Source organism: Deinococcus gobiensis I-0, assembly GCF_000252445.1.
Lineage (GTDB): Bacteria > Deinococcota > Deinococci > Deinococcales > Deinococcaceae > Deinococcus > Deinococcus gobiensis.
The window spans coordinates 1383430-1406105 of record NC_017790.1 but is presented as its reverse complement, the minus strand read 5'-3'; the positions used below and the strand labels follow the sequence as shown (position 1 = coordinate 1406105).

20 protein-coding genes are annotated in these 22676 nt (G+C 71.0%); 7 read left to right on the top strand and 13 right to left on the bottom strand.

The genetic code is table 11. The annotated features are described in order from the left end of the window. Positions 1–25 precede the first annotated feature (25 nt). Entirely contained in the window at positions 26–943 is a 918-nt protein-coding gene (locus tag DGO_RS06555; protein WP_014684695.1) for an SDR family oxidoreductase, read from the top strand. Positions 944–967: 24 nt separating this feature from the next. Here DGO_RS06555 and DGO_RS06550 read toward each other — a convergent pair whose 3' ends face one another. The 4 genes from DGO_RS06550 to DGO_RS06535 all read right to left on the bottom strand — a co-directional run bounded on the left by DGO_RS06550 (position 968) and on the right by DGO_RS06535 (position 3273). Continuing rightward, positions 968–1579, bottom strand: coding sequence for a hypothetical protein (locus tag DGO_RS06550; RefSeq protein WP_043801390.1), 612 nt, complete (start codon positions 1577–1579; stop codon positions 968–970). Then, a complete protein-coding gene (locus tag DGO_RS06545) occupies positions 1572–2054 on the bottom strand; it encodes a hypothetical protein (RefSeq protein ID WP_145975266.1) in 483 nt (160 codons plus the stop codon). Before DGO_RS06545 ends, DGO_RS06550 begins: the two co-directional genes overlap by 8 nt. Further along, entirely contained in the window at positions 2051–2602 is a 552-nt protein-coding gene (locus DGO_RS06540) for a GNAT family N-acetyltransferase (RefSeq protein ID WP_043801386.1), read from the bottom strand. Before DGO_RS06540 ends, DGO_RS06545 begins: the two co-directional genes overlap by 4 nt. Positions 2603–2679: 77 nt before the next feature. Continuing rightward, positions 2680–3273: a GNAT family N-acetyltransferase gene (locus DGO_RS06535; protein WP_043801385.1), complete on the bottom strand. Its 594-nt coding sequence runs from the start codon at positions 3271–3273 to the stop codon at positions 2680–2682. 113 nt (positions 3274–3386) lie between these two features. Between DGO_RS06535 and DGO_RS06530 the strand changes: the two genes are divergently transcribed. Continuing rightward, positions 3387–4493: a Gfo/Idh/MocA family protein gene (locus DGO_RS06530; RefSeq protein WP_014684691.1), complete on the top strand. Its 1107-nt coding sequence runs from the start codon at positions 3387–3389 to the stop codon at positions 4491–4493. A gap of 101 nt (positions 4494–4594) precedes the next feature. Here DGO_RS06530 and DGO_RS06525 read toward each other — a convergent pair whose 3' ends face one another. From DGO_RS06525 to DGO_RS21625, 4 genes are all read right to left on the bottom strand, one after another. Next, the gene (locus DGO_RS06525) at positions 4595–5074 is read right to left on the bottom strand and encodes a hypothetical protein (RefSeq protein ID WP_014684690.1); all 480 of its coding nucleotides are present in this window, start codon (positions 5072–5074) and stop codon (positions 4595–4597) included. A 125-nt stretch (positions 5075–5199) separates the two neighbouring features. Next, the gene (locus tag DGO_RS06520) at positions 5200–7440 is read right to left on the bottom strand and encodes an AAA family ATPase (protein WP_014684689.1); all 2241 of its coding nucleotides are present in this window, start codon (positions 7438–7440) and stop codon (positions 5200–5202) included. Then, entirely contained in the window at positions 7437–7769 is a 333-nt protein-coding gene (gene clpS / locus DGO_RS06515) for an ATP-dependent Clp protease adapter ClpS (protein ID WP_043801381.1), read from the bottom strand. The genes DGO_RS06520 and clpS overlap by 4 nt, the downstream gene beginning before the upstream one ends. Before the next feature lie 57 nt (positions 7770–7826). After that, entirely contained in the window at positions 7827–8342 is a 516-nt protein-coding gene (locus DGO_RS21625; RefSeq protein WP_226991482.1) for a DUF2726 domain-containing protein, read from the bottom strand. A 146-nt stretch (positions 8343–8488) separates the two neighbouring features. Here DGO_RS21625 and DGO_RS06505 point away from each other — a divergent pair, with 146 nt between their 5' ends. The 3 genes from DGO_RS06505 to DGO_RS06495 all read left to right on the top strand — a co-directional run bounded on the left by DGO_RS06505 (position 8489) and on the right by DGO_RS06495 (position 13890). Next, complete coding sequence (locus tag DGO_RS06505) at positions 8489–11644, top strand: heterodisulfide reductase-related iron-sulfur binding cluster (RefSeq protein WP_014684686.1); 3156 nt, start codon at positions 8489–8491, stop codon at positions 11642–11644. Between the two features lie 93 nt (positions 11645–11737). After that, on the top strand, positions 11738–12580 hold the full coding sequence (locus DGO_RS06500; protein WP_014684685.1) for a DegV family protein: 843 nt from the start codon (positions 11738–11740) through the stop codon (positions 12578–12580). A gap of 8 nt (positions 12581–12588) precedes the next feature. Beyond that, a complete protein-coding gene (locus DGO_RS06495; protein ID WP_226991481.1) occupies positions 12589–13890 on the top strand; it encodes a serine hydrolase in 1302 nt (433 codons plus the stop codon). A 110-nt stretch (positions 13891–14000) separates the two neighbouring features. Here the strand turns inward: DGO_RS06495 and DGO_RS06490 are convergent, their stop codons facing one another. Beyond that, on the bottom strand, positions 14001–15011 hold the full coding sequence (locus DGO_RS06490; RefSeq protein ID WP_014684683.1) for a DHH family phosphoesterase: 1011 nt from the start codon (positions 15009–15011) through the stop codon (positions 14001–14003). Between the two features lie 86 nt (positions 15012–15097). Here DGO_RS06490 and DGO_RS06485 point away from each other — a divergent pair, with 86 nt between their 5' ends. Beyond that, positions 15098–15721: an HAD family hydrolase gene (locus DGO_RS06485; RefSeq protein ID WP_014684682.1), complete on the top strand. Its 624-nt coding sequence runs from the start codon at positions 15098–15100 to the stop codon at positions 15719–15721. 189 nt (positions 15722–15910) lie between these two features. Beyond that, entirely contained in the window at positions 15911–17221 is a 1311-nt protein-coding gene (gene aceA, locus DGO_RS06480; RefSeq protein ID WP_014684681.1) for an isocitrate lyase, read from the top strand. A gap of 223 nt (positions 17222–17444) precedes the next feature. Here the strand turns inward: aceA and cdd are convergent, their stop codons facing one another. From cdd to DGO_RS21050, 4 genes are all read right to left on the bottom strand, one after another. After that, positions 17445–17921 carry a cytidine deaminase gene (gene cdd / locus DGO_RS06475; RefSeq protein WP_050920705.1) on the bottom strand — a complete coding sequence of 159 codons (477 nt, stop codon included), beginning with the start codon at positions 17919–17921 and terminating at the stop codon, positions 17445–17447. Continuing rightward, on the bottom strand, positions 17914–19254 hold the full coding sequence (locus DGO_RS06470) for a hemolysin family protein (RefSeq protein WP_014684679.1): 1341 nt from the start codon (positions 19252–19254) through the stop codon (positions 17914–17916). Before DGO_RS06470 ends, cdd begins: the two co-directional genes overlap by 8 nt. A 436-nt stretch (positions 19255–19690) precedes the next feature. Beyond that, positions 19691–19975 carry a hypothetical protein gene (locus tag DGO_RS06465; protein ID WP_169330997.1) on the bottom strand — a complete coding sequence of 95 codons (285 nt, stop codon included), beginning with the start codon at positions 19973–19975 and terminating at the stop codon, positions 19691–19693. Between the two features lie 81 nt (positions 19976–20056). Continuing rightward, positions 20057–22576: an ATP-binding protein gene (locus DGO_RS21050; protein ID WP_050920704.1), complete on the bottom strand. Its 2520-nt coding sequence runs from the start codon at positions 22574–22576 to the stop codon at positions 20057–20059. Positions 22577–22676: the final 100 nt, after the last annotated feature.

Here is a 22676-nt window from a genome sequence, read left to right as displayed (position 1 = left end):
GGGCGGCTGCCCTAGGCTCGGCCCCATGAGCGACGAATCCCAGAGCCGGCCGGTCAACAACCAGTACGAGATGCGCGACCCGCTGACCCAGTACCCCCGGCCGCCCTTTCCCGAGCAGCCGCAGCCCGCGCCGGGTCTCGACGCCAAGATGGTTCCCGAGCCCGACCACGGCGAAAAGAGCTACCAGGGCTTCGGCCGGCTCAAGGGCCGCAAGGCGCTGATTACCGGGGGCGACTCGGGCATCGGGCGCGCGGTCGCCATCGCTTACGCCCGCGAGGGCGCCGACGTGGCCATCGGTTACCTCCCCAGCGAGGAGGAGGACGCGCAGGAGGTCATCAAGCTCATCGAGGCGGCGGGGGTCAAGGCGCTCGCGCTTCCCGGCGACCTCAAGGACGAGGCCTTCTGCACCGGCCTGATCGAGAAGACGGTCGAGGCCTTCGGCGGGCTGGACATTCTGGTGAGCAACGCCGCCAAGCAGGTGTTCCAGGAGAGCATCGCCGACATCACGACCCAGCAGTTCGACGAGACCTTCAAGACGAACGTCTACGCGCTGTTCTGGCTGACCAAGGCGGCGATTCCGCACCTCAAGCCCGGCTCGACGATCATCACGACCACGTCCATCAACGCCACGCAGCCCTCCGAGACGCTGCTGGACTACGCGACCACCAAGGCCGCCATCGCCGCGTACACCGAGGCGCTCTCGGGCCAGCTCGCCGAGAAGGGCATCCGCGCCAACGCGGTCGCGCCCGGCCCCTTCTGGACGGCGCTGCAACCCAGCGGCGGCCAGAGCCAGGAGAACCTCAAGAAGTTCGGCGAGCAGGTGCCGCTCGGGCGCCCCGGCCAGCCCGCCGAGGTCGCCTCCCTGTACGTTCTGCTGGCCTCGCAGGAGTCGAGCTACATCACGGGCGGCCTGTTCCCCATCACGGGTGGCAAGCTGATGTAAGCCCCTGGGGGGTCGGGGGGCCCCTCAGTCCCAGTCCCACTCGCGCCAGTCGCTGGGCTTCGCCCCGGTCGCCGCGCGGGTGGGACTTTCTTTGTGCGGTGACGGATACCAGGGGTAGACGAGCGACAGGGCCAGGTCCAGCCGCTCGCGCAGCAGCCCGGCCAGCACCCCGGCCTCGGCTTCGGTCACCTTGCCCAGCCCCACGACCAGACGCTCCTGCACCGCTTCCAGCGCAGGCAGGTACGGATCACGGGCCTTGCGCACCGAGCCCTTGCGCAGGGGCTCGGGATGGATGACCGGCACGTAGCTCTCGGCCGCGTCCCGCAGTTCGGCGGCGCGGCGGGCCTGCTTCTCGGCACGCCTCCCCTCGGCGCGCTCACGGGCGTCGGCGGCGCGCGCCTGGGCGGCCAGGAACGCGTCCTCGCGCTCGACCTCGTTGACGCGCTCTTCGCGGTAGAGCTTGACGGGGGGCAGTTTGCGCCGGCCCATCTTCAGGCCGTTGGGACGGGTCTGGTCGTGCTCGCCCAGGAACTTGCGGATCAGCGTGGGCGTCCAGCCGCGCTCCTTGAGGTCCTGCGTCGCCAGGAAACCGGGGGGGTTGAGGGGCGCGCCGCGCCGGGGCCGGTCGTCAGTCATGGCGGGGGGCGAACAGCCGGGGCACGAAAGGCTGCGCCTGCGGCAGGGTCTCCAGCAGGCGCAGGAGAGACGTTTCGAGGTCGGGAAGCAGCCGGGGCGCGCGGGTATACACGTCCAGCCCGGCGGGCGTGAACGGCGTGCGCGCGAACACCGTCACGGCCCAGGTCTGCGCCTGCGGGTCATGCGCCAGCACCTCCCAGCGGCTGGGCGTGAACCGGGTCGGGAAGGACAGGCCACGCCACTCGAAGCGCCCGTCGCCCAGCGGCCGGTCGAGTCCCACGATGAGACGGGGGCGCCCCCCCGCCGCCGCGCGCACCGTGTCCACGACCTGACCGCCGGGCAGCGGCGCGTAGGTCACGCTAGGATTGTCCAGGCGGCGCCACAGCGGCAGGCTGGTGCGGGTCACGTACCACGTCCCGGCGACCACGCGCGGGTCGAGCCCAGTGCGCGCCGGAAAGCTGGCCGCGAGGCTCACGCCCGGCCGCCGGCCCACTCGCGGCGCAGCAGGTCGAGGCGCACGCTGTCGTGCCGTACCCCGGCGACCACCCGCGCCTCGCGCACCCGCATGCACTCGGTGAAACCCAGCCGGCGCGCGAGGCGGATCATGCGTTCGTTGCCGCCCCAGGTGGTCACGGTCAGGGTATGGGCGTCCGTCCAGTCCAGGGTGTCCTGCACCCACAGGGCCAGCGCGCGCGTCCCCACGCCGCCGCCCCAGTACGCCGGGTCCAGCAGCAGGATTCCCAGGTCCCACCAGCCGCCGCCGGCCGGTTCCTCCTCCGAGCGGTTCACCATGCCGACCACCTGCTCGCCCACCACGACCAGACGCTCGTCGGGGTCGGGCGAGGTCTGGCGCAGGTACTTGACGTAGGCGCGCATGGTTTCGGTCGTCTGGGCGGCGGGCGTGTAGGGCGCGTCCCAGGCCCGCCACTCGGCGGCGGGGTCGGTCAGCCAGCGCGCCAGGGCCGGCACGTCTTCCGGTCGGCGGTCACGCAGCGTCACGTCCGGGGCACAGAGGTCGGTCACGGCGCGGAGTATGCCAGAAGTGCGGGGGCGACAATGGGGGGCCGGGAGGGGTCGGGCCGGGACCGTCCCCGGCGGCCTCACCGGCCGGCGGCCGGCGCGGCGGCCCAGGCCAGACGCAGATAGCGATGCCCGGCGACCGTGACCTCCTCCTCACCCGCAAACCCGAGGCGGCGGTAGAGCCGCCCGGCCGGGTTGCCGTCCTCGACCAGCAGGGCCAGTGGCAGCCCGGCCGCCTGGGCGCGCGCCGCGCAGGCCGCGAGCAGCGTGGCCCCCAGCCCCCGCCCCCGGGCCGCCCCCGCCACCGCCAGCGTGTCGAGATACAGTTCGCCCGGCCGGGCCTCGGCGACGATGTGGTCCGGCCGGCCCAGGGCCCGCAGGCGGTCGTGGAAGGGCCGGTCCAGCAGCTCTGCCCGCTCGCCGGGATACAGCACCGCGAGCCCGAGGGGGACGCCGTCCTCTTCGAGCAGCAACGTGAATTCGAAGCTCAGGCGGTGACCCGGCCGGGCGAAGGCTTCCTCGATGACCCGCGCGGCTCCGGCATCGTCCACCTCGCCGGTCAGGGCGTGCCCGATGGCCCCGATGGTTTCCTGGATCAGGGGCGCGGCGAAGGCGGCGTCTCCGGGAACGGCGGAGCGGACCTGGGGCACCGGGACCTGGGGCGGGCGTGACATGCCCGGACTATGCCACGCCCGCCCCGCACGGCCCAGCCCGCACGGCCCCACCCGTAAAGAACGCCTCAAGCGCCGGGGCATCCGGGCCGCGCGTGGGGCCGCTACGGTGACCCATGCCCCTGAAACCGCAGATTGAGCATCCGGAAGCCCAGAACCGCCGGGTCGGCTTCGCCGTGGTCGGCCTCGGGAAGCTCAGCGTCGAGGAGCTTCTTCCGGCGGCGCGCACGAGCGAACACGCCTACGTCGCCGCCCTGGTCACCAGCGAACCCGACAAGGGCGAGGCCTTCGCGCTGGCCCTGGGGCTGACCCCGGACGACGTGTACACCTACGAGGAGTTCGGCCGCCTGCGCGAACGCAGCGACGTGGAAGCCGTCTACATCGTGCTGCCCAACTCCATGCACCGCGAGTACGCCCTGCGCGCCGCCGAAGCGGGCAAGCACGTCCTGTGCGAGAAACCGCTGGGCGTGAACGTCGCCGACGCCCAGGCCATCGTGGACGGTTGCGCGCAGGCCGGAGTGCAGCTCATGACCGCCTACCGCTGCCAGTACACCCCCGAGCACTGGGCCGCCCGGCAGGCCGTGCAGGAAGGCCGCCTGGGCAAGGTCAAACTGCTCGACTCCATCCACGTGCAGGTAGAGGACGATCCCGAGGTCTGGCGGCTGCGCCTGGGCCTCGCGGGTGGCGGGCCACTGCCGGACGTGGGCATCTACAGCCTGAACACGGTCCGCTTCGTGCTGGGCCAGGAACCCGAGTGGGTCTTCGCGGCGCAGCACCGGCCCCAGGACGACCCGCGCTTCACGGAGGTCGAGGAGTCGGTGAGCTTCATGCTCGGTTTCGGGGGCGGCGTGATCGCCAACTGCCTGACGAGCTACGGAGCCCTGAAGACTTCGACCCTGCGCGTGCTGGGCGAGGAAGGCTCATTGCTGATGGACCCAGCCTTTCCGTATCAGGGCGTGAAACTGACCATCGAGGACGAGGCGGGCCGCTTCGAACCCAGTTTCGGAAGCCATGACCAGTTCGCGCGCGAGTTCGACCACTTCGCGCAGCGGGTCCGCAGCGGCCAGACGCCCTGGACACCCGGCGAGGAAGGCGTACAGGACCACATCATCATGGACGCCATCTACCAGAGCGCCCGCAGCGGTCAGGTCGTGCAGCTGAAGAAGGTGGAAGGCCAGGACGTCTTCCGGGGCATTCCGCCCGAGGTGCCGGGCCAGGAGTGAATCCAGAAATGAAGCAGGGGGGCCAGGCGATCACACCTGCCCCCCTGCCGTCTCATGAACGGTGGCCCGACCATGAAGGCCGGGCCACCGAGCACACCTGCTCAGTTCGTGGTGATCTTGGTCGCGGTGATGGTGTCGCCCGAGATGGCGCCTTCGACCGCCACCGACGCGTTGTCGCGGTTGGTGCCGAAGAAGTCGTCAGCAGTCGTCGCGGTGCCCTCGTAGGTGGTCGAGGCGTCCACGTTGACGGTGTAGTTCTTGTCGTCCTCGTTGAGCATGAAGGTGCGCGCCGTGCCGTCGAAGCTCATGACCGAGCCTTCGAGGCCGTCGCCAGCCGCCATGTCCAGTTCCTCGCTGGCGTTGGCCGAGTCGTTGTTCGCCAGGGTGCTGTCGGCGGCGGTGCCGTCCGTGGTGGTGGCGGTGGTCCCGTCCGTGGTGGTCGTGGTGCCGTCGGTCGTGGCCGTGGTATCCGGCACGGTGGCGGTGGTCGTCGTGTCGGTGGTCGTGGTGGTGGTCTCGGTCTTGGGCGCGCAGGAAGCGAGCAGGCCGGCGGTCAGCAGAATCGTCAGGACGCTTTTCATGAGGTCATGATGGCGACCGGACCCCGCGCGCAGAGTGAGGCCGGAAGCAACGTCCCTTCACAAGGAAGTTAACAAACATATGGAATTCAAGGCGGGGTCAAGAAATGCTTCAGACCCCGCCCTGGTCAGGGCGAGAAGCGGAAACCGCCCTCATCGTCCGTGTCCACCATGACGGTCCCGCCGCCGGTCAGCCGCCCGAACAGCAGTTCGTCGGCCAGTGGGCGGCCCAGCCGTTCCTCAATCACGCGGGCCAGCGGGCGCGCGCCCAGCGCCGGGTCGTACCCGAGCTGCGCCAGCCGCGCGCGGGCGGCCGGGGTCACGGTCAGGGCCACGCGGCGTTCGGCGAGCTGCGCCTCCAGGGCGCGCAGGAACTTGTCCACCACGCCCGTCATGACCTCGGGCGACAGCGGCGCGAAGTGGATCACGGCGTCAAGGCGGTTGCGGAACTCGGGCGTGAAGGTGCGGGTCACTGCCGCGCTCTCCTCGCCCGCACGGCCCACCCGCGAAAACCCCAGCGCCGGACGGCTGGCGTCGGCCGCGCCCGCATTCGTGGTGAAGATCAGGAGGAGGCCGCGCCCGTCCACCTTCTTGCCCGCGTGGTCGGTCAGGGTGCCGTGGTCCATGAGTTGCAGGAAGACGTTGTACACGTCCGGGTGCGCCTTCTCGATCTCGTCGAGCAGCAGCACGGCGTGGGGGTGCTTGGCGACCGCGTCGGTGAGCAGCCCACCCTGGTCGAAGCCCACGTAGCCGGGGGGCGCCCCGATCAGGCGCGCGACCGTGTGCGGCTCCTGGTATTCGGACATATCGAAGCGGGCGAGGTGGATCCCCAGGCGCTCGGCCAGCGCGCGGGCCAGCTCGGTCTTGCCCACGCCGGTCGGCCCGGCGAACAGGAACATGCCCTGGGGCTTTTGCGGATCGCGCAGGCCCGCGCGTGCGAGCTTGACCGCCGCCGCGACCGCCCCCACGGCCTTCTCCTGCCCGAAGACACGCGCCCCCAGATCGGCCTCCAGGGTGGCGAGGCTGCGCACCTCCTCGGCCTTCACGGCGCCCAGCGGCACGCGGGCCATGCGCGCCACCGTCGCCTCGATGTCCGGCACCCCGATCTCGCCGCCCTTTCCGGCGCTGCGCCGCGCCGCCCCCGCCTCGTCGAGCACGTCGATGGCCTTGTCGGGCAGGAAACGGTCGCGCAGGTGCCGGGCCGAGAGCCGTACGGCGGCGTCCAGGGCGTCGTCGGCGTAGGTCACGCCGTGATGCGCGGCGTAGTGGGGCGCGAGGCCGCGCAGGATGGCCAGCGCGTCCTCCTCGGAGGGTTCGGGCACCTCGACGGTCTGGAAGCGCCGCCACAGGGCACGGTCCTTTTCCAGGTGCCGCAGTTCGGCGGGCGTGGTCGCGCCCAGCACCCGCAGCCGCCCGCGCGCCAGGGCCGGCTTGAGGAGGTTGGCGGCGTCCACACTGCCGCCCTCGGTCGCCCCCGCCCCCACGATGGTATGCAGCTCGTCGATGAACAGCACCGCGTTCCGGCCGTCCAGCGCCGCGACCACCGCCCCCAGCCGCGCCTCGAAGTCGCCCCGGTAGCGCGTGCCCGCGAGCAGCGCGCCCAGGTTCAGCGCGTACACCGAGGCGTCCTTCAGGAAGCCGGGGGCCTGACCGCCCACCACCCGCTGCGCCAGTCCCTCGGCCAGCGCCGTCTTGCCCACGCCGGGCTCGCCCACCAGCACGGGATTGTTCTTGCCCCGGCGCGCCAGGATGTGTACGGTGCGCTCCAGCTCGGCGTCGCGGCCGATCACGGGATCGAACTCGCCGGCCCGCGCTGCGGCCGTCAGGTCGGTGGCGTAGGCCTCCAGCGGGTCGGTCTCGGCCGGGGCCTCGGCCTCGGCGGCCGCGCCGTCCACACCGGCCACGCGGCGCTCGCGGCTGCGCCCCCCCACCTTGGCGACGCCGTGCGAGAGGTAGCTCAGTACGTCCAGGCGGGTCACGCCCTGGGCCTCCAGGGCCGCGCGGGCGGGCGAGTCCTCCTCTTCCAGCAGTTCGGCCAGCACGCGCGCGCCGTCGGCCTCCTCACTGCCCTTGCCGCTGGCATGCAGTTGCAGCACCGCGCCCTCGACGACGCGGTGGACCCCCAGGGTGAAATCGGGATCGTCGTCCTCGGGCAGCGCCTCGCCGCTCGCGGAGGCCTCCTGCAATTCGGCGTTCAGGGTCTCGCGCAGCGCCTCGACATCCACGCCCAGGGCCAGCAGCGTTTCCAGGGCCTCGGGATCGTGGGTCAGCGCCAGCAGGAGATGTTCGAGGGTCACGTACTCGTGCCCGGCGACGCGGGCATAGTCGGCCGCGCGCCCGATGGTGACCTGAAGGTGCTCGCCGATCATTCGTGGGCCTCCGGTTCGGCGACGACGCGCAGGGGGTAGCCCTCGCGCCGCGCCTGCGCGCTGACCTGCGCGACCTTGGTCTCGGCCACGTCGCGGGTGTAGACGCCCGCCACGCCCTGACCCTTGTGGTGGACAGCCAGCATGATGAGTCGGGCGTCCTGTTCGGACTTGCGGAAATAGCGCGACAGGACCGCGACCACGAACTCCATCGGGGTGTAGTCGTCGTTCAGGAGCAGCACGCGCCACAGCCGGGGCGGCTCGGTCCGCGTGCGCTCCAGCGTCTGGGTGCGCTGGTCGCCGCCAGTGTTGGGGGTGCCGGGGCGGGTCATGGGCCCGAGTCTAGCGGGCGGACCGGAAAGAAAAGGTGGCGACCGGCGGCCCGGCGCTCAGCCGCCGTCCAGGCCCTCTCGGTGCAGCATGTCGCGTACCTGGGCCACCGTGTACGTGCGCGAGGGCACGCGCAGCAGCCGCAGCCCGCCGCAGCGGAAGGCCGTGTCCTTGACCGCGTCGCGGTACTGCTGCTGCTCGGCCGTGTGCGACACCCCGTCGAGTTCGATGGCCAGCACGGGACGGTAATGGTCGCGCGTATGGACCAGCAGGAAATCCACGTGCTTGTCCTTGAGGCGGCCGCGCGTGGCCCCCGAATTCACCTTGTCGGTGATGTCGAACAGGTCGCCCAGGCGCACCTTGGTCAGCACGCGGTAGGGCAGGTCGGCGGTCGCGGCCTCCAGCGCCTCGAAAAACGCGGCCTCGTCGCGCGTGAAAAAGTAGCGCCGGACCTTGAGGGGCAGGGACTCGGGCGGCGCCGGGCGCGCGCTTGGCCGGCCCGGCACTCCCCCGCCCCGCGAGGCGGCGGCTTTTTCCCGGATTCCGAACAGCGAGGCGAGACATCCCAGTGGCACGCCCCCACGGTAGCGCGCCGCGCTCGGCGCCGGGGCCACAGCCCTCCCCATCCCCTATGCTGGCGGCGTCTCCCGCTATACTTGCCCCCAGTCTTTGAACCGAGTCCAATATTGATGGGGTCTGCCCGCCCCTGGAGGTTTCTGCCGTGCTGCCCACCATTCACAAGATCGTCTTCTTTCTGTTCGCCCTGGTCGCCGGGGGCTTCGGGGCCTGGGGCTTCTGGCGGCTGTACCTGCGCGTAGGCCGGGGGGCGCCGAATACCGAAGCCCGCTTCGACCGCCTGCCCGAAAGGATCGGTTACGCGCTACGCGTCAGCCTGACGCAGGAGCGCACCTTCCGGCGCCGGCCCTGGATCAGCGTGCTGCACGCCTTCATCTTCTACGGCTTCGTGTACTACCTGCTGGTGAACGTGGTGGACGGCCTGGAGGGCTACTTCCACTTCTCGATCCTGAGCAGTAACCCGCTGGGGGCCGTGTACAACGTCCTGGCCGACGTGCTGAGCTTCCTGGTGCTGGTCGGCGTGATCGGGCTGGTCATCCGGCGCTTCGGCACGCCGAGCAAGCGCGACTTCCGCTTCACCGAAAAGACGCTGATCCACCCCCTCATCAAGCAGAACTACATCGCCCGCGACGGCCTGATCGTCAGCTCCTTCATCACCTTCCACGTGGGCAGCCGCATCCTGGGCAACGCCGCCAAGATGGTCGCCGAGAACCGCGAATTCGGACATTACGACGCCTTCCAGCCCCTCTCCTCGGCGCTGGGGTCGGCGCTGTTCGGCGGCCTGAGCGACCGCGCGGTCGAGGGTTGGCGCATCTTCGGGTTCTGGGGGGCGCTGGGCAGCGTGCTGGCGTTCCTGTCGTACTTTCCGTACACCAAGCACATCCACATCTTCATGGCCCCATTGAACTACGCCCTCAAGCGCCCGGTGGGCAGCGGCGTCCTGCCGCCCATGAAGGGTCTGGAAGAGGCGATGGAGGCCGAGGAACCCAAGCTGGGCGCCGAAAAACTCGAAGACCTGGAGTGGCCCCGGCTGCTCGACGCCTACTCGTGTATCCAGTGCAACCGCTGCCAGGACGTGTGCCCGGCGAACGCGACCGGCAAGGCGCTCTCGCCCGCCGCGCTGGAGATCAACAAGCGCATGGAACTCAACGTGATCGCGGCTCACCCCAGCCCCTTCACGCTGCGGCCTGCGGCCTACGAGGGCGGCGCGAGCACGGCCCACCCCCTGCTGGAATTCGCCATCAACGAGGAATCGGTGTGGGCCTGCACGACCTGCGGCGCGTGCATGCAGGTGTGCCCGGTGCAGGACGAGCAGATGCTCGACATCATCGACATCCGCCGGCATCAGGTCATGGTGGCGGGCGAGTTCCCGGCGCAGCTCCAGACGGCCTTCCGGGGCATGGAGCGCACCTCGAACCCCTGGGGGATCAGCCGCGACAAGCGCCTGGAATGGGCCGAGGGCCTCAAGGTTCCGACCATCGACGAGAACCCCGAACCCGACGTCATCTACTGGGTGGGCTGCGCGGCGGCCTACGACCCCGGCGCGCAGAAGGTGGCCCGCTCCTTCGTGCAGCTGCTCGACAAGGCGGGCGTGAACTACGCCGTGCTGGGCAAGAAGGAGGCCTGTACGGGCGACAGTGCCCGGCGCGCGGGCAACGAGTTCCTGTACCAGACGCTGGCGGCCGAGAACGTCGAGACGCTGAACACGGTGCGCCCCAAGCTCATCGTGGCGACCTGCCCGCACTGCATGAACGCCATCGGGCACGAGTACAAGCAGCTCGGCGGCGACTACCGCACGGTCCACCACACCGAGTACCTGGAGACGCTGGTGGCCGCCGGAAAACTGCCCCTGGCGGAACTGGGCGACCACGTCACCTACCACGACCCCTGCTACCTGGGCCGCCACAACGGCGTGTACGACGCGCCGCGCGAGCTGATCTCCAAGATGGCGGGCGAGGTCCTGAGCCTGGAGCGCGAGCGCGACAACTCCTTTTGCTGCGGGGCGGGCGGCGCGCAGTTCTGGAAGGAAGAGGAAGAAGGCCGCGAGCGCGTGAGCGACAACCGTTTCCGCGAGTTGCAGGCCCGGCTGGACACCGCCGCCGAGGCGAGCGCCGAATTCGAGCGCAGCGGCAAGGTGGTGGCGGTGGGCTGCCCCTTCTGCAAGGCGATGCTGAACAGCACGCCCGAGAAGCAGAAGCGCGACGACATCGTGGTGAAGGACGTGGCCGAGCTGATGCTGGAAAGCATGCAGAAGGCGACGGGCGTGGCCGTGGCCCCGACCGGCCCCGACGCCGACGCGGCCCCTACCGAGCAGCCCGAGGTGGTCAGTGCCCCCAATGCCCGCCTTCCCATGCACCGCACGGGCGACCTGCCTGCCGCCGGGGGACCGGGGCTGGCCGTGGGCGAGACGGGCGCGGATGTGCAGGGGCCCCAGCCGGGCAGCCCGGTGCAGGCGAGCGCCGAGAGCGGCGTGCAGCCCGAGGCCCAGGCCGCGCACCCCGAGGCCGCCGCCCCCCGCAAGAGCTGGAAGCCCAAACGCGACGACGTGGCAGGCACGGCCCCAGCAGCCCCGGCCGACGTCGCGCCAACCGGGCTAGTCCCCGCCCGCAAAGCGTGGAACCCCAAAGCGGCCGGCGACGACGTGGCAGGCACGGCCCCGGCACAGGACCTTCCCACTGCGCCCGCACCCGCAACGGCGGGCGACTCCGGCCGCAAGGCATGGAAGCCGAAAGCGGCCCAGGCCAGCGACGACGTGGCCCAGACTGCGCCCGCCGCTGCCCCGACAGACACCGCTCCGGCCCGCAAGGCCTGGACCCCCAGGGCGAAGGCCGACGACGTGAGCGCCGCGCCCGTGCCTGCATCCGAAGCGGAAGCGCCGGTCCCCGGGAACGCTGCGCCTGGAGACCCGGCCCCGGCCCCGGCGCGCAAGGCCTGGACCCCCAGAGCCAAGGCCGAGGCGACGGCTCCCGCCGGAACCAGTCCCGAGGACACCACGCCGACCGCGCCCGTGCCGACCACCGAACGCAAGAAGTGGTCCCCCAGGGCAGCGGCCCCGGCCGACACCCGGACCACGGCTGAGCCGACCACCCCCGCGCCGGTGGCCGACCCCGGTGCCGCCGACACCGCGCCGGGCCAGGCCAGCCCGGAGGTCCCCGTCGCCCCCGAGGCCTCCCTGGCCCCCATCACCGAGCATGTCCACCTCGAGCAGGTCGGGGAAAACCTGTTGGAGGAAGGCGCGCGGGCGACCAGCGAACCCGGCGCGGGCAGCCGCAAGAAGTGGCAGCCCAAGAAGAAAGACTGAGCCGGTCCTGACGGGGCGCGCGGCCAATGTAGGCCGCGCGCCCCCTTCTTTGTCGGCCGCGTCTCTTTTGCCAAATGCTCTAGGATGCGGGATATGACCATCGCCATCGTCACCGATTCGACGAGTGACCTGAGTCCGCAGCTGTGCGGACAGTACGGCGTCCGCAGCGTGCCTCTGTATGTGCTGTTCGACGGCAAGATGCACAAGGACGGCCTGGAAATCCGGCCCGCCGAGCTGTTCGCGGGCGTCCGCGCAGGTAAAAAGACCCCCAGCACCTCGCAGCCCAGCCCCGCCGAATTCGCGGCCGTGTACCGCGAGGCCCTGGAGAGCGCCGACGAGGTCCTGAGCATTCATATCAGCAGCCAGCTGTCGGGCACGGTAGGCAGCGCGCAGCTGGCCGCGCAGGAGTTCGGCGGCCGGGTCACGGTGATCGACAGCCGGACCGTGAGCATGGGGCTGGGCCTGCGCGTCATCCGCGCCGCCGAACTGGCCCGCGAGGGCCGCAGCATGGCCGAGATCGTGGCCGCGCTGGACAAGGTCGCGCCCGACGCCGACCTGCGCTTCACGGTCGACACGCTCGACTTCCTGCGCATCAACGGGCGCATCGGCGGGGGAGCGGCGCTGCTGGGCAGCCTGCTGAACATCAAGCCGCTGCTGGTGGTGCAGGGCGGCCGTGTCGAGAGCGGAGGCCGGGCACGCGGCAGCAAGAAGGCCCTGCAGGAACTCCATGCCCACACGGCCGGGTACATCGCGCGGCACGGCGGGGCGCGGGCCGCCTTCCTGTATACGGCGGGCGGCGAGGCGGCGGCGCAGGAGCTGGCGGCCGGCCTCGGCGGCGCGGCCTTCGAGAACCTAGGCGCGCACGAGATCGGCGCGGTCGTCGCCACGCACGCCGGCCCCGGAGCCTACGGCGTGGCGCTGGAACCCCCCCGCTAGGTCCGTCTTTGCGTCCGACCTTTCCGGGCCGCCCGGGAGCCGCGCGGCAGGTGCTGGCCGCCGCGCTGGCCCTGGGCCTGAGCGCCTGTCAGCAGCCTGCCGCCCACCGGGACCCGGGGAAGGTCGCCGCGCCGGCCGGTCCGGCAGCCGCGCCCAGCGCCGTCTCCCCTGTGTCCGTCCCGGCGGCCCTGAGCCCGAACGTCGCGGCCACCACGCCGGGCACCAGCCCCACCGGCACCCCCCTGAGCCGCGCGCCCTTGCCGGAACTCCGCGGTCCCAGGGGCTGCCTGACGGGCGCACCCGCCGCCGCCAAAGCGCCCGCCCCCCCGCTGCCCCTGAGCGGACGGCTGGGGCTGTGGGTCGCGGAGATTGATCCGGAGACGCTGGGGGTGATCCGGGCGGTGGGCACCAACCCCGACAGCGTGTTTCCGCTGGCGAGCACCTACAAACAGGCGGTGCTGTGGGCCCTGCTGCGCGAGTTCGATGCCGGGCGCCTCTCGCCGACCGAACGCTTCGACGTGACGCGCGGCAGCCAGAGTCTGGGGGCCTATCCCTTCGACGGCATGAACGTGCGCGACCTGTCCACCCGCATGATCCAGTGGAGCGACAACACCGCCACCGACATCCTTCACCGCCGCGTGGGTCTGGGGCGCGTGCAGGCGGTGGCCGACCGGCTGGGCCTGTGCCGCACCCGCCTGATCCTGCCGACCCGCGACTGGTGGGCGGCGCAGTCGGGGCTGTCGGCGACCTTCAGCGGCACCTCGCGCTGGGCCGGGGCGACCGGCGCCGAGCGGCTGCGGCTGGCCAGCCTCATCGATGCCGACGCCCGGCGCTACCCGGCCGGGTACATCCAGCGCCAGCTCGACCTGTATTTCGACCACCGCTACCGGCCGGCCGACGACCTGCTCGCGCACAACCTCAGCACGCCCTATGAGCTGGGCACCCTCCTGGCGCACGAATTCCTGCGGCCCGGCCTCTCGCCCCGCGCGCTCCGCTGGCAGCGCGAGGTGATGGCGCTGGGCTTCGGGCGCCGCGCGCTGCGGGCCGAGGCCGCCGGCAACGTGGCCTTTTTCGGAGGCAAGGGGGGCAACGGCTGGCGGCTGCTGACCTACAGCGGCTACTTCCAGACGAAGGACGGGCGACAGGTGGTGTACGCCTTCATGCAGCACGGGGCCGACCAGACCTACACCATGCCCAACACCCGCCGCGCCTTCGCCTGGATCAACGCCGGAATCGACGCGGTGATCGGCGTACAGACCCCCCGGCCCCCGGCCCCGAAACCGGGCAAGCCGAGCGGCTGGAAACGCTGAGGGCGGGCCCCCGGAGGCTCAGAGCGGTCTGCCGCTGCCCTTCAGGGGTCCCGCTCTTCTCGGGCCGGGGAAGTTGCGGCCAGCCCCCGCGCCTTCCCCGACCACCACGGTCAGTTCGCCTGGGCGTCCACCCGCGCCAGTTCGGCCGTGATGGCCGCGTCGAGGTCGCGGCGCACCTGGGCGTAGGGCTCGGAGCGCGAGGCCCCCGCCGCCGGGACGTGGCCGCCGCCGCCCAGGGCCACGGCGATGTTCTGGGCGCTGACCGGACCGCGCGACCGCAGCGAGAGTTTCACGCGGTCGCCGAAGTCCTTGACCATGACGGCAAGTACGGTGCCCTCGGCGCTGCGCAGCAGGCCCACGTAGGACTCGACATCCTCCCAGGTGGCCCCGGCGCGCGCCAGCATGGCGTCGTCCACGCGGGCCATGACCACCCGGCCGCCGTGCGTGAATTCCATGGTGCCCAGCACCTCGCGCAGCAGCAGGTAGTACGAATGAGAGTTCTGGGCCATCTGGTCGCCCAGCCAGCCCAGGCGGGCGCCGTGGGCACGCAGGCGGGCGGCGTACTCGAAGGTCTCGGCGCTCACGCTGTCGAAGCTGAAGCTGCCCGTGTCGGTCTTGAGGCCCAGCATCAGCGGGGTGGCGATCTCCTCGGACCAGGGAATATCCAGCGCGTCGATCACGTCGGCCACCAGCATGGTCGTCGCCGGTTTGGACGGGTCCACCACGCCCGCCGTGGCCCGCCGCAGGTTGGTGCCGTGGTGGTCGAGGTTGAGCACGTCGCCCGTGAAGGTCCCCAGGTCGGCGCCCGCCACCCGCGCGGGGTCGTTGTTGTCCACGTCCAGCACGGCGGCCAGGGCCCCGGCGGGCCACGCGGCCAGCGGCGCGGCGGTCTCGCCCGGCTGCGGCAGGAAGCGCAGGTAACGCGGCACGTCCATCGGGGCCACGACTTCGCGGCCCAGCGCCCGCAGCGCCCGCGTCAGGCCCAGCACGCTGCCCAGCGCGTCTCCGTCGGGGTTCTCGTGCGACAGGACCACCACGGGTCCCTCGTGGGCGAGCAGCCGCGCCGCCACCGCCTGAATGTCCCGCGCGTACTCGGGGCTGCCTGCGTTCATCCTCGTCATCCGCTGAAGTATAAGAGGCCCGCCCCGGCCCGGCTCGCCTGCACAGCGCGCCCGCGCCCGGCGGCGGCGCGCGGCATAGTGGCCCCATGAGCGAATCGCCTGTCCGGACCCGTCACGTCGCCTTCGACTGGGGCGGCGTCTTCACCGTCGGCACCTTCGACGGCCGCAGCACCCAGAACGTCGCCGACCGCGCCGGGGTGCCCGTCGAACGCGTGCGCGAAAGTTACTTCCGGCACGTGCGGCAGCTGGAGGTCGGCGCCTGGAGCCTGCCGCAGTTCTGGACCGTGTTGCAGGAGGAGGCGGGGATTCCGCTGCCCTACGACGAGTTCGAGGAACTGTACCTGGGGAGTGTCCACGACAACGCCCCCATGTACGCCACCCTGGCCGCGCTGCCCGAGGGCGTACGCGTGGGCCTGCTGAGCAACAACTACCCGGTGGTGAGCGACCACCTGCGCCGCGACCCCCGCTTCGGCCGCTTTGACGCGCTGGTGTTCAGCAACGAGATCGGGCACAAGAAGCCCGCGCCCGAAGCCTTCGCCGCCCTTCAGGAGGCGATGGGCGTGCCGGCTGCGCAGGTGGCCTTCGTGGACGATGTCCAGGAAAACATCGACGCCGCCCACGCCGCCGGGTTTCATGGCCTGCTCTACCACCACGACCACCACGAGCAGTTCGGGCGCGACCTGGCCGCCTGGCTGGCCGGCGAGGACTGAGACGCCCTTCCCCGTCCGGTCCTAGGTGGTGTACCTGTGCGCGTGGTGTACTCTCCCGCGCCCTGGGTACACCACCTCTTTTGCGGGCCCGGCGGGAGCACACTGGCTCCACAGCACCCGAAGGGCTTCTTCTCCAGGCGCTCCCCACCGTGGGGAGCCCCGTCTCTCCCCTTCGGCCAGGAGCCGACCATGACCGCACAGCCCCGCACCCCCGCCGAGATCCTGAGCAAGACCTGGCAGACCGAAGACCGCTGGCAGGGCGTCCGCCGCAACTACTCGGCCGACGACGTGGTCAAGCTGCGCGGCAGCCTGATGGTCGAGCAGACCCTCGCCAAGCGCGGGGCCGAGAAACTCTGGCGGCTGATGCGCGAGGAACCCTTCGTGAACGCGCTCGGGGCCCTGACCGGCAACCAGGCCATGCAGCAGGTCAAGGCGGGGCTCAAGGCCATCTACCTCTCGGGCTGGCAGGTCGCGGGCGACGCCAACAACGCCGGGCAGATGTATCCCGACCAGAGCCTGTACCCCGCCTCCAGCGTGCCCGACGTGGTCAAGCGCATCAACAACACGCTGCGCCGGGCCGACCAGATCCAGCACAGCGAGGGCCGGCACGACGTGGACTACTTCGCGCCCATCGTGGCCGACGCCGAGGCGGGCTTCGGCGGCCCCCTGAACGCCTTCGAGCTGATGAAGGCCATGATCGAGGCGGGCGCGGCGGGCGTGCACTTCGAGGACCAGCTCGCTAGCGAGAAGAAATGCGGGCACCTGGGCGGCAAGGTCCTGGTGCCCACCTCGCAGTTCATCCGGACGCTGAACGCGGCCCGCCTCGCCGCCGACGTGTCGGCCGTGCCCACGGTACTCATCGCGCGCACCGACGCCGACGCCGCCAACCTGCTGACGAGCGACGTGGACGACAACGACAAGCCTTTCTGCACCGGCGAGCGCACCCCCGAGGGCTTCTACTACGTCCGGCCCGGTATCGAGCAGGCCATTTCCCGCGCCCTGGCCTACGCCCCCTACGCCGACGTGCTCTGGTGCGAAACCAGCATTCCCAACCTGGAAGACGCCCGCCGCTTTGCCGAGGCCGTCCACGCGCAGTTTCCGGGCAAGCTGCTGGCCTACAACTGCTCGCCCTCGTTCAACTGGCGCAAGAACCTGGACGACGAGACCATCGCCCGGTTCCAGGTCGAACTGGGCCGGCTCGGGTACAAGTTCCAGTTCATCACGCTGGCCGGGTTCCACAGCCTGAACATGGGAATGTTCGACCTCGCCTACGGCTACGCCCGCAACCAGATGACCAGTTTCGTCGAGTTGCAGGAGCGCGAATTTGCGGCGCAGGAACGCGGGTTCACGGCCGTCAAGCACCAGCGGGAAGTGGGGACCGGCTACTTCGACCTCGTGGCGCAGGCGGCGGGCGGCGGCCAGAGCAGCACGACCGCCCTGGCCGGCAGCACCGAGGCCCAGCAGTTCGGACACCGCGAGCTGGCCGGCGTACACGACTGAAGCCCGCGCGAAGAGGGGAAGCTGGCCGGGGATAGGCCATCCCGGCCATCCATTCCCTGTCGGCCTTCAGCAGTCCGTCGTCCCTTCGGAGGGGTGGGCGCTTTCATCGCGCAGCCACCACCGGGCCGGCCACCGCTGCCCCCCTCGATACGGAGACGGGAAGCGCACCGGTCCCCCATTCAGGGACCCTGCGCTTCCCGCCTGCCGTCCTTGCGCGGTTTTCTTATTCCGTGCCGACCTCGTGGCCATCGTCGCGCTGCTCCAGACGGAAGCCGTGGGGCAGGAAATCGCGCACGTGGCCGCTCACCACGTCGCCGTGGTGGTTTACGCACACCACGCGGGCATCGGGGGCGAATTCGTAGAGCACCTGCCGGCACGCGCCGCAGGGACTCGCCGGAGGACTGGCCTCCGAGTACACCACGATGTCGGTGAAGTCGCGCCCCCCCGCCGTCGCCATCGCCTGCACGGCCGACTGCTCGGCGCAGCGGCCCAGGCCGTAGCTGGCGTTCTCGACGTTGGCTCCGAAGAACACGCGGCCGTCGGAGGTGCGCAGCGCGGCCCCTACACGGAATTTGCTGTAGGGCGCGTAGGCCTGCTTGAAGGCCGCCTGCGCGCCCTCCAGCAGTTGCGGGTCGGGACTCAGGTTCAGGGCGTTGCCGGACTGCGGCTGATTGGTGCTGGTCACGGCCGCATTATTCATGAGTGGGCGTCTCCGGACCATCGAGCGGGTCCTGATCGGGGGCGCGCTCGACCCGCACGCGCGTCACGCGGCGCTGGTCGGCCTCCTCGACCGTGAAGCTCCAGCCGGCGTAGTTGAAATTCTGCCCGATCTCCGGAATGTCGCCGAAGTGGTTGGTGACGAACCCGGCCAGCGTGTCGAACTCGCCCTCGCCGTCCTCGATGTTGCTGTCCAGCCGCTCCTCGACCTCGTGGACGGTCAGGCTGGCGTCCATCAGGTAGATGCCCTCGCCCAGCACCTCCACCTGAGGCAGTTCCTCCTCGTCGGTCTCGTCGTAGATTTCCCCGACGATCTCTTCCAGGGCGTCTTCCAGCGTGACCAGACCGGCGGTGCCGCCGAACTCGTCCACGACCACGCTCATGTGCGACTTCTTGTCGCGCATCTTGGCGAGCAGGTCCTTGATCTTCATGCCCTCGGGCACGAAGTACACCGGCCGCATCACGTCGGCGATCGAGATGTGGTCGAGCTCCTCGAGGTGGCGCAGCACGTCGCCCGTGTGCGCGATGCCCACGATGTTGTCGGCCGTGTCCTGAAAGACCGGCACGCGCGAGTAGCCGTGTTCGGTGTTCAGTTCCAGCAGGCGGCGCAGCGGCGCGGCGGCGTCCACGACCACCATGTCCACACGCGGCGTCATGACCTCGCGCACGGTGGTGTCCGACAGGTCGAAGACGTTGTACACGAGTTCCTTCTCGCTGTCCTCCAGCACGCCCTCCTGGCTCGACGCGCCCACGATCATGCGGATTTCCTCTTCCGAGTAGGCCGTGTGGTGCCCGGCGACGCCGCGCAGCCCGAAGAGGCGCACCACGCCGTTGCCCAGCGCGTTCAGGCCCCGGATGGCCCACTTGAAGACCGTGGCGAAGATCAGCAGCGGGCGCGTGACGAGCAGCGCGACCTGCTCGCTGCGTTGCAGGGCCCAGCTCTTGGGCGCCAGTTCCCCGATCACGATGTGCAGCACCGTGCTGATGGCGAAGGCCACGCCGAAGCTGATGGCCTTGATCTGGCCTTCGGTGAGGCTCGTCTCCGCGAACAGCGGGTGGATGAGGTGCTCGATGGCCGGTTCGGCGACGAAGCCGATGGCGAGGCTGGCCATCGTGATGCCGAGCTGGGTGGCGGCGATGTAGAGGTCGAGGTTGTGCAGCGCGCGCTGGGTGGCGCGGGCCGTGCTGTTGCCTTCCTCGGCGAGCTGGTCGATGCGGGTGCGCCGGACACTGACCAGCGCGAACTCTGCCGCCACGAAAAAGCCGTTCATCACGACCAGGAAGAACAGGGCGAAAAGACCAATGATGTCGTTCATGAAGTGGCGTGCTCCAGGCCACGCCCCGGCACGCCGCAAGGCACATGCTGCCCACCACGCGCGCGGGGCGCGGGGCGTCGGCTGCCGGACAGGTTGTCTTGCCACAGTAAAAAACCCGCCCACAGGCGGTCTTCGCGCGGCACATTCAGAGAGCCAGGACTGGGAGGCTCCATAAGCACCCCTACGCTACCACACCCGGCCCTGGCCCAACGGGGCACATGCACGGTTGCCACAACCTGGCCCCCACCACGGGGGCGGGGGCCGGCAGAGGGGTCGGATTAGGTTGCACGGTTCGCCAGAGGCCACCGAACAGTCCGGCGCGTCATTGAAACAGGTGCAACGCGCTTATGGTGCCCCCTGGCCGGGGAGGAATTTGTGCCTTTTTCTCAGTGTGGGACGTGGTTTAAGACTTCTTCAACCCGGCGGCCATACGGCCCTAGGCCGCCGAGCCCGCGCGGCCCAGGGTCTCGAAGCGGCGGCGGGCCAGCCCGGCGATCCACAGCTGCGCCGGCAGCCCCGAAGGCTCCCAGCAGGCCGCCTGCCGCCTGACCTCCTCGAACACGAGGTAGATTGCCTCCTCGGGCTGGGCCAGCCGGTAGTGGGCGGCGAGCGCGAACAGCAGCGGACTGAAGACCTTCACGCACAGGTACAGGTCCTGCCCACCTCCCACCAGGAAGGCCCGCAGGACCTCATCGTTACAGTCGTGAAGGGAGCCGCTCACCATACCCGCAGTCTGACGGCCCAGATGACCGTTCCATGTGGAGACACTTGAGCAAGTGCCCATCGTCCGGGGAGGGAGCGCTCAGGCTCCGGGGAGGGTGAACCCGAACGTCGCGCCCTGCCCGACCTCGCCCTGCGCGAAGACCTCGCCGCCGTGCCGGGCGATGATGCGCCGCACGTTCGCCAGCCCGACGCCGGTGCCCTCGAAGTCGTCGGCGCGGTGCAGGCGCTGGAACACCCCGAACAGGTTCTCGGCGTAGCGCGGGTCGAACCCCACGCCGTTGTCGCGCACGAGCAGCGCCCAGTCGGTACCCCGGCGCTCGGCCCAGATCTCGATGCGGGTCAGCTCGCGCGGCCGGGTGTACTTCAGGGCGTTGGTCAGCAGGTTCACGAAGACCTGCCGCAGCGTGTCGGCGTCGGCGGTCACGGTGGGCAGCTCGCCCACGCTCCACTCGACCCGGCGGTCCCCGGCGTCCGGCTCGACCTCGGCGCGCACCGAGGCGAGCAGCTCACCCAGGTTCACCCGCGCCAGCGACAGGTCGGTACGTGCGGTACGTGAGAGGTCCAGCATGGCGTCAATCAGGACGTTCATGCGCTGCCCGGCCTCGGCCACCACGTCCAGATAGCGCGTCACACGCGACGAGACCTCCGCGCCAAGCGACTGACGCAGAAGGCTGTTGAACCCCAGGATGTGCCGCACCGGAGTCCGCAGGTCGTGCGAAACCGAATAGGCGAAGGCCTCCAGTTCCTCGTTGGCGGCCTCGAGTTTGCGCCGCTCGGCTGCGAGCTGCTCCAGGCCCCGCGCCCGCTCGAGCGCCAGCCCCAGGCTGCGCACCACCGTTTCGAGCAGCGACTTGTCCACCGGGTCCCACTGGTGCGCCCCCGCCGTGGTGATGCTCAGCACGCCGCTGGGCTGGCCGCCGACCAGCACGGGCAGCGCGGCGACCGAGTAGTCGCCCCCGACGGTCCCCGGCGTCCCCTGCGGCGCCCGGTCGAGGTAAAAGGGCTGGCCGCTGGCCCAGGGCCGGTCCAGCGGGGGCGACCCGCCGGCCGGCAGCCCGCTCCCGAGCAGCCCCGCCTGCGGCGACCCGGCCACCTCGCCCACGGCGCTACGCACACTCCAGCGCCCGCCCTCCAGTTCCCAGTACATCGAGTGTCCGCTGGGGAGCAGCGGCAGCATGGCCCCCTGCGCGCGGCGCACGAGCGCGTAGGGATCGCCTTCCACCGTAAGGTCGTGTGACAGCACCGCGAAGCTCTCGAGCCAGCGGGTGCGCGTGTGCAGCTCGGCGTTGCGGGCCTCCAGGGCGCGGGCCGCCTCGCTGCGCTCCAGGGCCAGGCGCAGACTGCGGCCCACCGCGCGCAGGATGGCGCGTTCGCCCTCGGTCCAGCTGACCGCGCCACGCCGCGCCACCGCCAGCACCCCCAGCACCTGCCCGCCCACGCTCATGGGGTAGGCCCCGCTGGAGGCGTAGTCGCTCAGGTATTCGCCGTGGTCCCGCGCAGCGGCTTCGCCTTCGCGGAACACCGGACGCTGGGTGGCGAGCAGTTCGGCCACCAGCGGATGGTCGTCGCTGAAAGGGCTGCGGACCTCGGCCAGTTCGGCGCGGACATCCAGACTCCAGACCTGCGCGCGCCACTGCCCGTCCTCGCGGGCATAGTAGGCGGCACTGTCCCCCGAAAAACGCGCCCGCAGCACGTCGATGGCCTGTTTGGCCAGCACCGTCACGTCGGTCTCGCTGCCGACCGCCTCGGTCAGGGCCGCGAAGGCGTCGAGCGCCCCGGTCCGCTCGGCCAGCGCCCGCTCCTGCTGCTGGCGCCGGGTAATGTCGCGCTGCGCGACCAGCCCCCCCACCGTCCCGTCGGGCAGGGTGACCGGCTGGCCCGTGACCAGCACCGTTCGCGGCGGCTGTCCCGGCGCCCGGATCACCAGTTCGTTGTTGTGGACCGTCTCCCCTTTCCAGGCCCGGTAGAGCGGCACCTCTTCGGGCACCAGCTGCCGCTCGCCGCCCGGCGCGTACAGGTGATACGCGGCCGGCCACTCCTGCGGCGACACCGACACCAGCGGCTGGGCATGGAAATCCTGGCTGACCACGTTCGACAGGATGATGCGGCCCTGCGCGTCGCAGACGATGACCGCCTCGCCCAGGCTGTTCAGGATGCTGGGCAACAGGCTCTGTTCGCCCAGGTCGGGAGTGGCCGTGACCAGCACGCCGCCGGCCCCAGCCCCGTCCTCGCCCGGCACCGGTCCATAGGACAGCGTGAACGCCCGCTCTCCCGCCGGGCCGGCAGACAGCGGCAGGGGTTGCCCCGGCAGGGCGTACCCCTCGCCCTGCCGGATCAGCTCCGCATGCCGGCGCTCGGCCGGGCGCAGGGCCGCGCCGGTCCAGCCGGGCTGCGCCTCGTCCTGTCCCAGCAGCCGGGCATAGGCAGCGTTGTACAGGGGCGCGGCGTCCTCGCCCCACAGCAGCAGCGCCGGCAGGGGGTGGGCCAGCACCAACGCGGCGGCCCAGCACAGGGCGGGGGGCCAGCCGGTCACTGCGCCCAGGGGGCTGCGCTCCCATTCCAGCCCGGCCCACCGTTCGGGCAGGCGTGGGCCGCTCATGGCGAGGCGGACAGGGGAAGGAGGGCGCAGGAGGTCATGGCGTCAGAGAATGATATGAAGACGGCGGGGCAAATCCTTTCACATGAAGAAGACGTGGAGA